This is a genomic window from Allobosea sp. P4_E12, from assembly GCF_056401655.1.
Window position 1 is genome coordinate 106784 of record NZ_JBFUIY010000002.1, and the last position, 12727, is coordinate 119510.

The 12727-nt window shown below is 65.1% G+C and carries 10 protein-coding genes and 2 pseudogenes; 4 read left to right on the forward strand and 8 right to left on the reverse strand.

Annotated features, from left to right (window positions below; genetic code table 11):
• The first annotated feature begins 92 nt into the window (after positions 1-92).
• Together AC1DW9_RS02600 and AC1DW9_RS02605 are read left to right on the forward strand one after the other, a co-directional pair.
• On the forward strand, positions 93-572 hold the full coding sequence (locus tag AC1DW9_RS02600) for a hypothetical protein (RefSeq protein WP_441508758.1): 480 nt from the start codon (positions 93-95) through the stop codon (positions 570-572).
• 304 nt (positions 573-876) lie between these two features.
• Positions 877-1065: pseudogene (locus AC1DW9_RS02605) on the forward strand (helix-turn-helix domain-containing protein); the annotation flags it as partial.
• Positions 1066-1481: 416 nt separating this feature from the next.
• On the opposite strand, the gene AC1DW9_RS02610 reads toward AC1DW9_RS02605, so the two are convergent.
• A complete protein-coding gene (locus AC1DW9_RS02610) occupies positions 1482-2516 on the reverse strand; it encodes an IS110 family RNA-guided transposase (RefSeq protein WP_476855018.1) in 1035 nt (344 codons plus the stop codon).
• 69 nt (positions 2517-2585) lie between these two features.
• On the opposite strand from AC1DW9_RS02610, the gene AC1DW9_RS02615 reads away from it, so the two are divergent.
• On the forward strand, positions 2586-3770 hold the full coding sequence (locus tag AC1DW9_RS02615) for a hypothetical protein (protein WP_476775640.1): 1185 nt from the start codon (positions 2586-2588) through the stop codon (positions 3768-3770).
• A 144-nt stretch (positions 3771-3914) separates the two neighbouring features.
• Entirely contained in the window at positions 3915-4937 is a 1023-nt protein-coding gene (locus tag AC1DW9_RS02620) for a LysR family transcriptional regulator (RefSeq protein WP_476855019.1), read from the forward strand.
• On the opposite strand, the gene AC1DW9_RS02625 is transcribed toward AC1DW9_RS02620, so the two are convergent.
• The 7 genes and pseudogenes from AC1DW9_RS02625 to AC1DW9_RS02655 all read right to left on the reverse strand — a co-directional run bounded on the left by AC1DW9_RS02625 (position 4862) and on the right by AC1DW9_RS02655 (position 12634).
• Positions 4862-6226 (reverse strand): MmgE/PrpD family protein, encoded by a 1365-nt coding sequence (locus AC1DW9_RS02625; protein ID WP_476775638.1) that lies wholly within the window; start codon positions 6224-6226, stop codon positions 4862-4864. The genes AC1DW9_RS02620 and AC1DW9_RS02625 overlap by 76 nt on opposite strands.
• Before the next feature lie 49 nt (positions 6227-6275).
• Positions 6276-7298, reverse strand: coding sequence for a serine hydrolase domain-containing protein (locus tag AC1DW9_RS02630; RefSeq protein WP_441488122.1), 1023 nt, complete (start codon positions 7296-7298; stop codon positions 6276-6278).
• 29 nt (positions 7299-7327) lie between these two features.
• On the reverse strand, positions 7328-8125 hold the full coding sequence (locus AC1DW9_RS02635; RefSeq protein WP_441488121.1) for an ABC transporter ATP-binding protein: 798 nt from the start codon (positions 8123-8125) through the stop codon (positions 7328-7330).
• Positions 8122-8910, reverse strand: a pseudogene (locus AC1DW9_RS02640) (ABC transporter ATP-binding protein); the annotation flags it as partial. The pseudogene AC1DW9_RS02640 and the gene AC1DW9_RS02635, both read right to left, overlap by 4 nt.
• Before the next feature lie 70 nt (positions 8911-8980).
• Entirely contained in the window at positions 8981-9904 is a 924-nt protein-coding gene (locus AC1DW9_RS02645; protein ID WP_441504495.1) for an ABC transporter permease, read from the reverse strand.
• A 9-nt stretch (positions 9905-9913) separates the two neighbouring features.
• Positions 9914-10987: an ABC transporter permease gene (locus tag AC1DW9_RS02650; protein WP_441504516.1), complete on the reverse strand. Its 1074-nt coding sequence runs from the start codon at positions 10985-10987 to the stop codon at positions 9914-9916.
• A 6-nt stretch (positions 10988-10993) separates the two neighbouring features.
• Positions 10994-12634: an ABC transporter substrate-binding protein gene (locus AC1DW9_RS02655; RefSeq protein WP_441488118.1), complete on the reverse strand. Its 1641-nt coding sequence runs from the start codon at positions 12632-12634 to the stop codon at positions 10994-10996.
• Positions 12635-12727 lie beyond the last annotated feature (93 nt).

Here is a 12727-nt window from a genome sequence, read left to right on the forward strand (position 1 = left end):
GTCGCAGGATCTTACCCTCGACGCTTGCCTGAACCGCGAAAATAGAGTGCCATCTCCACGCCGGCAGTGGCCGGGCATTGGGAGACCAGACCATGGCTAGACAAGTGATCCTGGCAGCCGCGTCGGCATTCGTGCTCGCGACCGTCTTTTCCTCACCGTCCCAGGCACTGACGATGAAGGAATGCAGTACGAAATATCAGGACGCCAAGAAGGCGAATACTCTGAAGGGCCAGAAGTGGAACGATTTCCGCAAGGCTCAGTGCGGTGATGACGATGCCGCGGAGAGCGATGCGGCCGCAGCTGTCCAGGATGCTCCCGTAGCTCCGGCTCCAGCTGCCGCGCCGGCAACGCCCGGAGCCAAGCCGGCCGCCGCTCCTGCGCGGGCAAAGGCGGCGGTGTTCCCCAAGACCGTCGCGCAGAAATACTCGGATGAGTCGCCCGGCAAGGCTCGGCTGAAGACCTGCGCGGATCAATACAATGCCAACAAATCCGCCAACGCCAACGGCACCCTGAAATGGATCGAGAAGGGCGGCGGCTACTGGAGCCAGTGCAACGCCAAGCTCAAGAGCTGACCCGATGTGGCGGCGGCCCAGGCCGCCGCCATTTTGCCAACTGTTTCCATGTAGAAGCGCGCTTTTGCGCGATCAGAACATGAACTCTGGAGTTCATCGCAACCAGGCCGCCCCGGCGCCGCCAGCTTCCCCGGATTGGTGACCGGTCCACGGCAGTATCCTTGCAGAAGATTGAGTGATTGCGATGGTCATTTACCTCTCATTAACCCTTTTCGCCCCCTTTTGGATCGTCTTCTGAGTTGGAGCTGGGGGCTCACAAAGGGAAGATGACATGCAGGCTTTCGACCCTGAGAACGGTGCCGAACATCTCGTCGGACGACCTGTCGCAGATGTCGAGCGCGATCTGATCCTCGCCACCTTGAAGGAAACCGGCGGCAATCGCACCCATGCAGCCGCCATGCTTTGCATATCGATCAGAACGCTCCGCAATAAGCTGGGCGCCTATGCCTCTGACGGCTACGAGATTCCAGAGGCCGGCCAATCCGCGCATTGAGGGATTTTGCGGCGATAAATGGGCTGCTCGCATTGGCGCGGCAGCCCATCTAGGCTCAGGACTTCGGTAACGGGGCCGTCTCAGTCAACTGGATTTTGGCGCAGATCATCGTTCGGCCGCTCTGATCGCGCGGTCGCGTGGCGATCCACATTGGCCGACACCGTCCAGCCTGGCTGGCTACGCGGCCTCGCCCTGAGATCTCCCCGGGTTCATGCTTCGGTCCGTGGTCAGCGCGACGGCTGCCAACATGATGCTGGTCCAATACGGCGTCCGATGTGCCTATCTCATAGGCGCGCTCGACCGAGGTCGGCGACAGTCCTGACCACGGCATCAATCGGAACCGCGTCCCGGTGGGGACCTCGAAGGCCTGCGCTCAGGCAGGCATCAACGGCAGCTTGCGACCACGCGAACGGCGGTCAGGCCGACATGGCGGCCGGGGGAACGTCGGATTGGAACACCGTGCCATCACTCCACATCCGGTGCAGAATAGACCCTATCCGCCGCGCCAGCGCGACCATTGCACGCTTCGTACCCCTGCGCTTCGCCACCTGTGCCGCCCAGCTTCTCAGCCATGATGAGCGCCCACGGTTCATCATGACGGTGGCCGCCTGGCAAAGTGCTCTTCGGAGATTTGCGTCACCGGCGCGGGTGATGCCGCCCGAGACGTCGCGCTCGCCGGATTGGTTGCGCGATGGCGTCARGCCGACCCAGGGTCCCACTTTTTTCGATGAAGAGAACCGCGTCGGATCATCAACCGCGGATCGGAAGGTCAAGCCGACGACAGCGCCGATGCCGGGCATCGTCATCAGGAGGCGGCAGATGGGGTCTTCCTGCGCAAGGAGCCGGACCTGTCGCTCGAGCCCGGCGAGTTCGTGGCGCAAGCTGGCGCGCGCCCGGAGCATGGGCGCTGTTGCGGCCTCCAGCATGGCATTGCCTTCGGCAAGTTCACGAATGCGGACGTCGAAGCGACCGCGGGAGATCGCGCCTACCTTCAAGCCGAAGTTCCTCAGCAGACCCCGCAGCGACAGTTCCAGCGCGATCATCCCCTGCTGAATCGCCTTGCGGGCGCCCAGAAGGGCGCGGACTTCCTGCGCCGARATGGATTTGCAGTGCACCGGGCGGAACCATCCGAGGTGAAGCAGCCGAGCAATCCCCTCGGCGTCACGACGATCGGTTTTGATCGGCATTGCCTTGAGCGCGCCCTTCACCTGGCGGGTCTCCATCAAAACCACATCCAGTCCGACGTCAGTGAGCCCGCGATGCAGCCACTGCGACAAAGGGCCGGCCTCCAGCCCTATCGTTGCAACCGTTCCGCCCAACGCCAGCACATATCCCGCCACGGCCTCTGGGTCACTGGCGACCTGCGCTTCCTTCACGATCTTGCCGTGCTCGGTGATGGCGCAGACCGCAGTCTTCGCCAATGACACATCCAATCCGATGAACAGCCACATCCCGTAATCCTCCACCTTCAGGGTCGGTACGGGAACGGCGACAGCTTGCCCTTCTAGACGCAAGTGGCAATGGGCAGCGCGCGACGCAGGCCCCGTTACAGCATCTCCCTGATCGACAATCAGATCCCGCAGACCGCGACGGTCGACCGCAAGAAGGCGAAGGTGAGCGTTCGCTATGACGGGAAGCCAGACCTGAAACCGATCGAAGGCACCAGCCTCGAATATGTCGCCAATGCCGCGATACCGGTGATCAAGGCCGGCAGTTCCTATTATGCAGTCCAGAACGGTGTCTGGTTCGTCGCGAACAGCGCGGCCGGCCCCTGGACTGTCGCGACCGAAGTCCCGGCAGCGATCTACGCTATTCCGCCGAGTTCGCCCCTGCATTTCGTGACCTATGTCAGGGTCTACAGTTCCACCCCCGAGACCGTCTATGTCGGATATACCCCGGGCTATTACGGCACGGTCACCGCACCGGGCGGCGTCGTCGTCTACGGCACCGGCTATGTCTATCCGGCCTGGATCGGATCGGCCTGGTATCCGGCACCTCTGACCTATGGATATGGCACGGCTTTCGCCTGGGGCGCGGTGTCCGGGTTCACCCTGGGGGCCATTGCCGGCGCGGCCTGGGCCGGTGGCGCCTGGGGCTGGGGCGGCGGCTGGGGTTGGGGCCACAACAATGTGGTGATCAACAACTTCAATACGTTCAACCAGTTCAACTTCAACCACGCCAACATCTACAACCGCTGGACGAACAACTCGGTGCATAGCCGCATCGACACCCGCATCGCCAACCGGGGCGGGCTCACGCCCGGCCAGCGCGCCAATCTCGGCAACGCACGCGCCAATCTGAATGCGCAGGGCGGCCTGGGCGAGCGAGCTGGCAATCTGCGCCTGAATGACGGGAACATCCGTCAGAACGCCGGCGACATCGCCCGCAACCACCCACGCGCGAATGACCACTACGCGGGTCGCAACGGTGAGGTCTTCCGCCGCGGGAGCAATGGCTGGGAGCAGCATCAGAACGGTCGCTGGGCCAATGCCGGTGGCGGAGAGATCCGTAATCTCGACCGTGAGCAGATCGGCCGGTTCCATGGCGAGCGGATGGAAAACTTCCGAGGAGGCGGTGGATTCGCGGAGGCTGGCGGTTTCCGTGGCGGTGGCGGCTTCCACGGCGGCGGCTTCACCGGCGGCGGTGGGTTCCATGGCGGAGGAGGTTTCCGTGGCGGCGGATTCCATGGTGGTTTCCGTCGCTAGCGGAGACGCTGGTGCGGCCACGGCCGGCCGCATCCGGCCATTGCGCCTTCACCGCATCGCCCCCGGTCCCGTTCGCGGCAAGCTGTTTGCTTGTCGCGTCCGGCATGGCAGGTTGCCATCCGCCGGACAGGGAGATGCGACGCGATGGAGCTGAAGTGGCTGGAGGACTTTGTGAGCCTCTCGACAACCTTGAGTTTCTCGCGCTCGGCCCGTGAGCGCAACGTCACGCAATCTGCCCTGAGCCGCCGCATCCGGCAGCTCGAGAGCTGGCTCGGCCTGTCCTTGTTCGACCGCAGCAGCTACCCGATCGGCATCACGGAGGAGGGCAAAATCTTCCTGCCGCGGGCGCGTGAGATCCTGAAGCTGGTCCAGACCTCGCGACAGGAGGCGCGCCAGCAGCATGAAGACACGGCCGAAGTGCTGGTCTTCGCCACGCTCAACACCTTGTCCCTGACCTATTTCCCCGGCTTCATCAGGCGCATCGAGGAGCGGCTTGGGTCGGTGAAGACCCGTTTCTGCGACCAGTATTCGTCCTATGACGGCAATGTCGCGGTCCTGAACCAGGGCGAATGCGATTTCCTGCTGACCTATGCGCATGAGACCGTGCCGCTGCTGCTCGATCCCGCTCGTTTCATCTATCGCCGCCTTGGCTCCGAGCGCGCGATCCCGGTCTCGATCGCCGGCGCCGATGGCAGGCCTGTGCATGCTCTCCGCCCCACAGGAGAGCCCGTCCGAATGCTCAGCTACGGCAGCTGCTCGTTCTTTGCCCGTCGTCTGGCCAAGCTCTTCGCCGATCGGCCCGCCCCTCACGTCACCGTCTACGAGAACCCGATGTCGGTCGGCCTCAAGGCGATGGTTTTGGCTGGGCGCGGCATGGCCTGGATCCCGGAAAGCCTGATTACCGAGGAGCTGCGCAGCGGCGTGCTCGTGCCGGCGGCCGATCCCTCCTGGGAGCTGACCGCCGAAATCCGCCTCTACCGTGCCGCATCGCCAAGCCGGCACGGTGCCGAGCTTTTCTGGGCCGCCGTCGATGAGAACATGCCCCTGAGTGCGCCGGACGCACCTGTGCGCCCGATGCCGGGCAGGCTCTCCTATGCGCGGCCCGTCGCGACCAATGCGGGGGACAGGAAGTTGAGATTGGCTGCTGCGTCGATGCCGGCGAGCTGATCATAGAGCGTCGCGATCTCGGCCTCGTTCATCGTGGCCGCACAGCAATCGAGGAATTTTGACTCGCGATCCATGTCGTCGAAGGGGTCCGCAATCGAGCCCTTTGCCTCCGAGCGTTCGACGGTCAGCGTTCGCCCGTCCGCAAGCCGCACGGTCACACGATGCGGCAGGCGCCCGGCAGCGGCCTCCTCGCTCTTGTCATAGGCCCTCATGACCGTGCGCGGCAGAAGTTCGCGCACGGCCTGGCGCTGCACCGCCTCGGGCGTGAAATCGGCCAGCGACAAGCGGTCCTGCAGGAGCGCGAGCGCGACGCAGTAATGCATCGAGAAACGGGCCTGCATCTCGTCTTCCGGGTCGGGATAGGCGAGGTTACGCGCATTCGCGATACCGACCAGCGTCTCCACCGCAAGCACGTCCCCGCTCGTGAAGCCATGTTCGGCCTTCAGCCCGAGGATCGCGTCCACCGTGTAATGCGTGGAGCCGCAGCAGGGATGGCGCTTGGGGATGAGGCCCTCGCTCTCGATGACATGCGGCTCGGCAATGGCTATCCCGGCCCATCCCGCCGCGCTCGCGTCGCCGAACAGTTCGGCCACCCCCATCGGGCATTCCAGAATGTCGAGACGACCTGTCATGCCAGCCGCCGCAAGCGCAGCCGCGTCAACGGCATTGCGGGCGGCAAGCCCCGCATGCAGCGGCTTTGCCGGGGTCCCGAACTGCCCCTTGGGCCCGGCCGCCATGCTTGCCGCTACGCTCATGGCGCGCGCGATGCCCGCCGCATCGAGTCCCATCAGCCAGGCCGTGCCTGCTGCAGGTCCGATAGCCCCCACCGTCGAGGTCGCGTGCCACCCGAGCGTGTAATGCGCCGGATTGATGCCTCGCCCGACTATCGCCTGCGCCTCGAGCCCGACGAGATAGGCGTCCACGAAGCTGCGCCCGTTCGCGGCTCGACCATGCGCGACGGCAAGCAGGGCCGGCACGAGCACGGCCGAAGCATGGGTGATGCCCGGCCGGAAATTGTCGTCGTAATCGAGAGCATGCGCCGCCGTGCCGTTCACCAGGGCGGCGACGGCTTCCGATGCCCTGCCGCCACCAATGACGGCGGCTGCACCGGACGGCCCGATGCTGGCGGCGAAAGCCGCACGCACCGACTGCGTCGCCTGATCGTCGGCGCCGGCAATCATGCAGCCGATCGTATCGGCGATCGCATGACGCGCACGCGTCCGCGCCAGAGGAGCGAACCCAGGTCCGGACCGGCTCCAGGCCGCAATGCGTTCGATGGCACTCGACATAGGCTCTCCAGATCTGCGACGAGTACGACGAGAAGGGCCAGCGCGTCCGTCAGCCCACGCGCGCGTTGAGGATGAGGCGCAGCAGGCGCCCGAAGGCGAAGCGGTTGACCTCCTCGCCCTTCTTGTCGGTGTTGACGCGGTGCACGATCACCAGGTCGAGCGAGGGAATGACGAGGCAGTACTGCCCGCCGACGCCCTGGGCGCTGTAGCTGCCATCCGGCAGCACGACGCCCGGAAAACCAGCACCGGACCGCGACACCCACCACATATAGCCATAGCCGCCACGCGGGCCTGCATCCGAGAGCGGCAGGACACTGGTCGCCACCCAGTTGGCCGGCACCACCTGCCGGCTGCGCCAGCGGCCTCGCCGCAGGAACATCAGGCCGAAGCGGGCGAGATCGCGCGTCGACATCCGGAACGGATAGGCCGGGTGCACGGAGCAGTCGTCCGGCTCGATCCAGCCGTCGCGACGTTCCTCGTCGAAGCGGAAATCCTGCATGCCGAGCGGCCCGGCGATGCGCCCCTGGAAGTCATCATGGATGCCGGCACCGGTGAGCGCGCCGAAGATCGTGCCGAGAGCGTTGAAGTCCCAGTTGTTATAGGACCAGAAGGCGCCCGGCGCGTGCGAATGGCGCGGCTCCTTGATCGACTTCATCCAGGCCGATTCATACCCGGCCGGGTGAAAGATGCCCGAGCGCGCAGTTAGCAGGTCGTAGATCGTGGCCGCCTTCTCGCGTTCGCTCAGGCCGTCCTTGTCGTCGACTCCGAGCTGCGCCAGGCTGCGCGACAGGTCGATCGTGCCTTCGTCCTCATGGATACCGATGAGAGCGCTGAGGAAGCTCTTGCGGATCGAATGGCACTGGTAACGATGGGCGAGATCGCCGCGGCTCGCGACAACCCGGCCGCCCTGCACGATCATCAGCGTCGCAGTCGCGATCGTGTCGGCATAGCTCCAGACGCGGTCGAGGCCATCCGCGGACCAGCCCGCATCAGCGGGGTTTACCGCACTCCAGTCCTCATTCGGCCAGGCCGCATCCGCAACCTGTCCGTCCCCCGAAACGTCTTTGCGCATGGAAAAATCGCCTCCCCTGAGGATTGCAGTCACGAGGCCGGCCGGTACCCCGTGCTCGCCTCCAGGAATTCCCGCGTGTAAGGCTCGGCGGCGCGGCCGGCGCGCACGTCCTCGGCGCTCATCTCCTCGATGATGCGTCCTTCGCTCATCATGCCGACGCGCTCGCACAGATGCGTCACCACCGCGAGGTCGTGACTGACCATCAGATAGGTCAGGTCGCGGGCACGCCGGAGCTGCTTCAGCAGGTTGAGGATTTCGGCCTGGACCGAAACATCGAGCGCCGAGGTCGGCTCGTCGAGGAGCAGCAGTTCGGGCTCGATGATGAGTGCGCGTGCGATCGCGACGCGCTGGCGCTGGCCGCCCGAAAGCTCATGCGGGAAGCGATAGCGGAACGACGGCCCGAGCCCGACGGCCGATAGGATTTCGTCGATGCGCTCCTGATGCCGGTCGAACCCGTGAATCCGGAGAGGCTCGGCCAGGACGTATTGCACCATCTTGCGCGGATGAAGCGAGGCATAGGGGTCCTGGAAGACCATCTGCACCCGACGAAAAAAGCTCTTGTCGCGCTGGCGCGGCACCACCGTGTCGCGGAACCTGATCGTGCCCTCGTAATCGCGGTTGAGCCCGACGAGCGCACGCAGGATCGTCGACTTGCCGCAGCCGGACTCGCCGATCAGCCCGAAGGCTTCGCCGTGCCCGAGCGTGAAGGAGACATCGTCGACCGCGGTCATCGCGGCTGCGCCGCTGCCGAAGATGATGTTGAGATGGCTGACTGCGAGGGCGGTCTGCTGCGCAGCCCCAGAAGCGTTCGTGGCCGGAGCACTCATGTCGCCACTCCGCTGCGGATCGTCGGACCGTCGAGCCAGGCCGGGTCGCGGCTCGGGACCTGGAGCATGTCGGTGGCGCGGTCGAGCCGCGGCAGGCTGTCGAGCAGCGCGCGCGTATAGGGGTGGCGCGCATTGCGCAGGTCGCGCGCGGCGATGTCCTCCATGATCCGGCCGGCATACATGACCAACACGCGGTCGCAGAAATCGGCGACGAGGTTGAGGTCATGGCTGATGAACATCAGGCCCGCGCCACGCCGCGTGACGAGCTCGTCGAGAATGGTCAGGACCTGCCTTCGCACCGTCACGTCGAGGGCCGAAGTCGGCTCGTCGGCAATGATCAGGTCCGGCTCGGGAATGAGCATCATGGCAATCATGATGCGCTGCCCCATGCCGCCCGAAACCTCGTGCGGGAAGAGCTGGTAGACGCGGTCGGGATCGCGGATCTTCACCGCCTCGAGCATGGCCAGCGCCCGCGCTTCGGCCTCGCGCCGGCCGACCTTGTGATGCAGGCGGTAGGCTTCGGTGATCTGCTGGCCGACCCGCATCAGCGGGTTGAGCGAGAATTTCGGGTCCTGCAGGATCATCGAGATGCGGTTGCCTCGAATGCTCCGCATCTGCCGCTCGCTGGCGGCGAGCAGGTCGATGCCGTCGAAGGAGAGCCGCCTGGCGTCGATATGTGCGGCCTTCGGCGTCAGCTTCAGCACCGTGCGCCCGGTGAGCGACTTGCCCGAACCGGACTCGCCGACGATACCGACCTTCTCCCGGCCGACGTTGAACGAGATGCCCCGGACCGCCTGGGTGGTGCGATGAGCCCCCTTGAAGGACACGAAGAGGTCCTCGACCTCGAGCAGCGGCTTAGCCATGACGCGGATCCAGGATATCGCGCAGGCCATCCCCGAAGAGGTTGAAGGCGAGGCTGGTGATCAGGATGGCGGTACCGGGAATGGCCGCAATCCAGCCATTGGTCAAAATGAACTCCCGGCCGGAAGCCAGCATGGCGCCCCATTCCGGGCTCGGCGGCTGCGCACCGAGGCCGAGGAAACCGAGCCCCGCAGCGGTGAGGATGATCGCTGCCATGTTGAGCGTGAGGCGCACCACGACAGAGGGAATGCACATCGGCACGACATGGCCAAGGATGATGCGCAACGGCGAGGCTCCCTGCAGCCGCACGGCGGCAATATAGTCCGACTTGCGGATCGACAGGGTTTCCGCGCGGGCAAGCCGGGCGATCGGTGGCCAGGCGGCGAGCGCAATCGCGATGATGGCGTTCTCGATGCCCGGGCCGAGCGCGGCGACGAAGGCGAGCGCCAGCACCAGGCTCGGGAAGGCCAGGAAGACATCGACCACGCGCATCAGCACGATATCGACCCAGCCGCCGAGATAACCGGAGGTGGTGCCGATGATCAAACCGAGCGGCGCGACGATGATCGCCGTCAGCAAGGCAATGTAGAGCGTGATGCGGGCGCCGAAGACGAGCCGGCTGAAGATATCGCGGCCGAGTTCGTCCGTGCCGAGCCAATGCGCCGCCGACGGCCGCATCAGCCGCTTGCCGAGATCCTGGGCATAGATGTCATGCGTCGCGATCAGCGGCGCAAACAAGGCCGCCAGCACGATGAGTACGATGACGGCCAGCCCGAACAGCGCCGACGGGTTGGCCTTGAGCCGCCACCATTTCAGGGACAGCTGCTGCATACGCGCCTGGAATGGCGAGGCCGGAACGGGGGCCGTAAGCCAGGCCTTGAGGCCTGTGCCGGACGTTTCAAGAGGGGGAGCGGACATGGCGTGCCTTCACCGGGTGCGCGGGTCGAAGACCCGGTAGAGCAGGTCGCAGAGCAGATTGAGCGTGACGAAGATGACGCCGACGAGCAGCGTGCAGCCGACCACGGCATTCATGTCGCCCGCGAGCAGGGCATTGGTCAGATAGCGGCCGAAACCGGGCCAGGCGAAGACCGTCTCCGTGAGCACCGCCCCTTCCAGCAGGAAGGCGTAGGAGAGCGCCACGACGGTCACGACCTGCACGGCGATATTGCGAAAGGCATGGCCCCAAACGGTGCGCGACCAGGACAGCCCCTTGACCCGCGCCGTCACCACATATTCCTGGCTCAGCTGCTCGATCATGAAGCTGCGCGTCATGCGGCTGATATAGGCGAACGCGCCGAAGGCCAGGATCGAGGCCGGCAGGATGATGTGCGAGAAGGCGTTGCCGAACATCTCCCAGTTGCCCGCCATGGCACTGTCGATGAGCAGGAAGCCGGTCACATGCTCGAGGTCGAACTCATAGGTGAAGTCGATGCGCCCCGGCCCCGCCACCCAGCCGAGCGTGGCGTAGAACAGGACGAGCCCCATCAGGCCGAGCCAGAAATTGGGGGCGGAATAACCGATCAGCCCGACGACGCGTGACAGCTGGTCGATCCACGTATCGCGGTACATGGCGGCGAGCACGCCCATCGGAATGCCGAGCCCCGTACCGATGATGATCGCCACGCTGGCGAGCTCGATCGTCGCCGGGAAGACGCGGGCGATGTCTTCCATCACCGGTTTCCCGGTGGTCAGCGCCGTCCCGAAATCGAGATGCAGGATGCCCCAGACATAGCGCGCGAACTGCACCCAGAGCGGCTGGTCGAGACCGAGCTGCCGGTACATCGCGTCATAGGCTTCCTGGGTCGCGTTGTCGCCGAGCACCGCGGCAACGGGATCAAGCGGCAGCAGGCGACCGATGAAGAAGGTGAGCGCCGCGAGCCCGAACAGGGTCACGGCAACGGAAATGATGGTCCTTCCGGTTGCCCAGACCCAGGACGGAAGACCCTTCCGCCCTGGACTCGCAAACCGACGGGAGCCGACCTCGGCGACTTCGGACACCAGCCAGCCTTACTTGCTGGTTCGGGCGTAGTAGGTCTTGAAGCCGGTCCAGCTCCAGTCCTTCAGGTCCTTGCGGACACCCGCGATGTTGTACATCTGGAACATGAAGGCCATCGGCCCCTTGGCCATGACGTCCTTCTGAATCTCGGCGTAGAGCGCGTCGCGCTTGGCCGTGTCGGCTTCCAGCAAGGCTTCGTCGATCTTGGCGTTGAGCGCCAGGTCCTGATACGACGAACGCCAGCTCGGATATTGCGTCTGCTTCGCCTCGGCCCGGTTGTCGGGATTGAAGACGAGGCGCGAGGCATTCCCATGCGCATCCGGCACGCCGGTCTGCCAGGCCAGCATCGCCGACTGGAATTCGCGGCCGCGAACCTTGCTGAACAGCTGGGCATTGGCCATACGCTCGAGCGACAGCTTCACGCCGATCTTGGAGGCGTTCTGCTGCACGCTTTGGGCGATCGGCGCCGAATGCGGCAAGGTGCCGAAGATCAGGCTGGCTTCGAAACCGTTCGGATAGCCCGCCTCGGTCAGGAGCTGCTTGGCCTTGTCGAGGTCGAGCTTGAAGGGCTGGCCCTCCTTCTCGTCCAATGCGCCGACCGCTCCAAGCTGCGCGAAGCTCGCCCGCGGCACCCCGAGATAGGTCATGATCGTCTTGCCGAGACCGTCATAGTCGATCAGGTAGCGCATCGCGAGGCGCACCTTCTCCTTGGAGAAGGGGCCGTCCGCAACGTTGAAGTTCCAGAAGAACAGCTGCGGCCGCAGAACCTTGAGGATCGAGACATCCTTCGAGGCTTCGAGGTCCTTGACGTCCTCGGGCGTCAGGTCACGCGCGACGTCGACGTCGCCCTGCCCCAGCAGCAGGCGCTGGGTGCCGGCTTCCGCGACATGCCGGATCAGCACGCGCTTCAGCGCCGGAGCCTTGCCCCAATAGCCCTCGTTCGCCTCGAGCACGATGGACTCGCCCGCGTTCCAGCGCGTCAGCTTGTAGGGGCCGACGCAGGCCGTGCGGGTGCCGAGATACTTATTGCCGAGATCACCATTCTGCTCATTGGCCATGATGGTCTTCATGTCCATCACGGCAGCGACGCGGTTGGCGGCGATCGCCTGCAGGATCAGCGTCGTCGGATAGGCCTTGTCGAGCTTGAACACGACCGTATTGGCATCCGGCGCCACGATGCGCTGATCGACCGTGTCCTTGGTGAAGCCGTATTCGGTCAGGGTCGCGGCATTGCCGAAATTGAGTTTGACCACGCGGCGCAGCGACCAGAGGACATCCTCAGCGGTCACCGGATTGCCGGACGGGAACTTGGCGCCCTTGCGCAGGTGGAAGGTGATCTCCTTGCGATCCGGCGAGACGTCCCAGCGCTCGGCGAAGAGCGGGACAACCTTGCGCTCGTCGGCCGGGTCGAAATCGACCAGCGTGTCGCAGGTGTTCTGCAGGATCTCGTTGGTCACGACCTCGCCGACCTGGGCCGGATCGAAAGTGCTGATCGCGTCGATATTCCACGCCATCACCAGGGCGTTCTTCGGCGTGGCGGCGCCGGCCGTCGTGGCAGCAGCGCAAACGGCCGCCGCAGCGGCGACGCTGGAGAGAAGATACCGCGCGGCGCGAGGCGCGCGCGTCTCCGTCGACTGGTCTTGCTTGGCCATGGTCAGTTCCCGCTCTCGTGATTGTTCTTGGTCAAGACTTGCTGTGGTCGCTAGGCCTGCGCTGTGTCTCCCGCGCAGGCCCGGCTGAAAGGC

Excerpts from the sequence above, each read along its gene's own strand:
- AC1DW9_RS02600 (WP_441508758.1), top strand. The coding sequence starts at position 93 with ATGGCTAGACAAGTGATCCTGGCAGCCGCGTCGGCATTCGTGCTCGCG.
- AC1DW9_RS02615 (WP_476775640.1), top strand. The coding sequence starts at position 2,586 with ATGGGCAGCGCGCGACGCAGGCCCCGTTACAGCATCTCCCTGATCGAC.
- AC1DW9_RS02620 (WP_476855019.1), top strand. The coding sequence starts at position 3,915 with ATGGAGCTGAAGTGGCTGGAGGACTTTGTGAGCCTCTCGACAACCTTG.
- AC1DW9_RS02625 (WP_476775638.1), bottom strand. The coding sequence starts at position 6,226 with ATGTCGAGTGCCATCGAACGCATTGCGGCCTGGAGCCGGTCCGGACCT.
- AC1DW9_RS02630 (WP_441488122.1), bottom strand. The coding sequence starts at position 7,298 with ATGCGCAAAGACGTTTCGGGGGACGGACAGGTTGCGGATGCGGCCTGG.
- AC1DW9_RS02635 (WP_441488121.1), bottom strand. The coding sequence starts at position 8,125 with ATGAGTGCTCCGGCCACGAACGCTTCTGGGGCTGCGCAGCAGACCGCC.
- AC1DW9_RS02645 (WP_441504495.1), bottom strand. The coding sequence starts at position 9,904 with ATGTCCGCTCCCCCTCTTGAAACGTCCGGCACAGGCCTCAAGGCCTGG.
- AC1DW9_RS02655 (WP_441488118.1), bottom strand. The coding sequence starts at position 12,634 with ATGGCCAAGCAAGACCAGTCGACGGAGACGCGCGCGCCTCGCGCCGCG.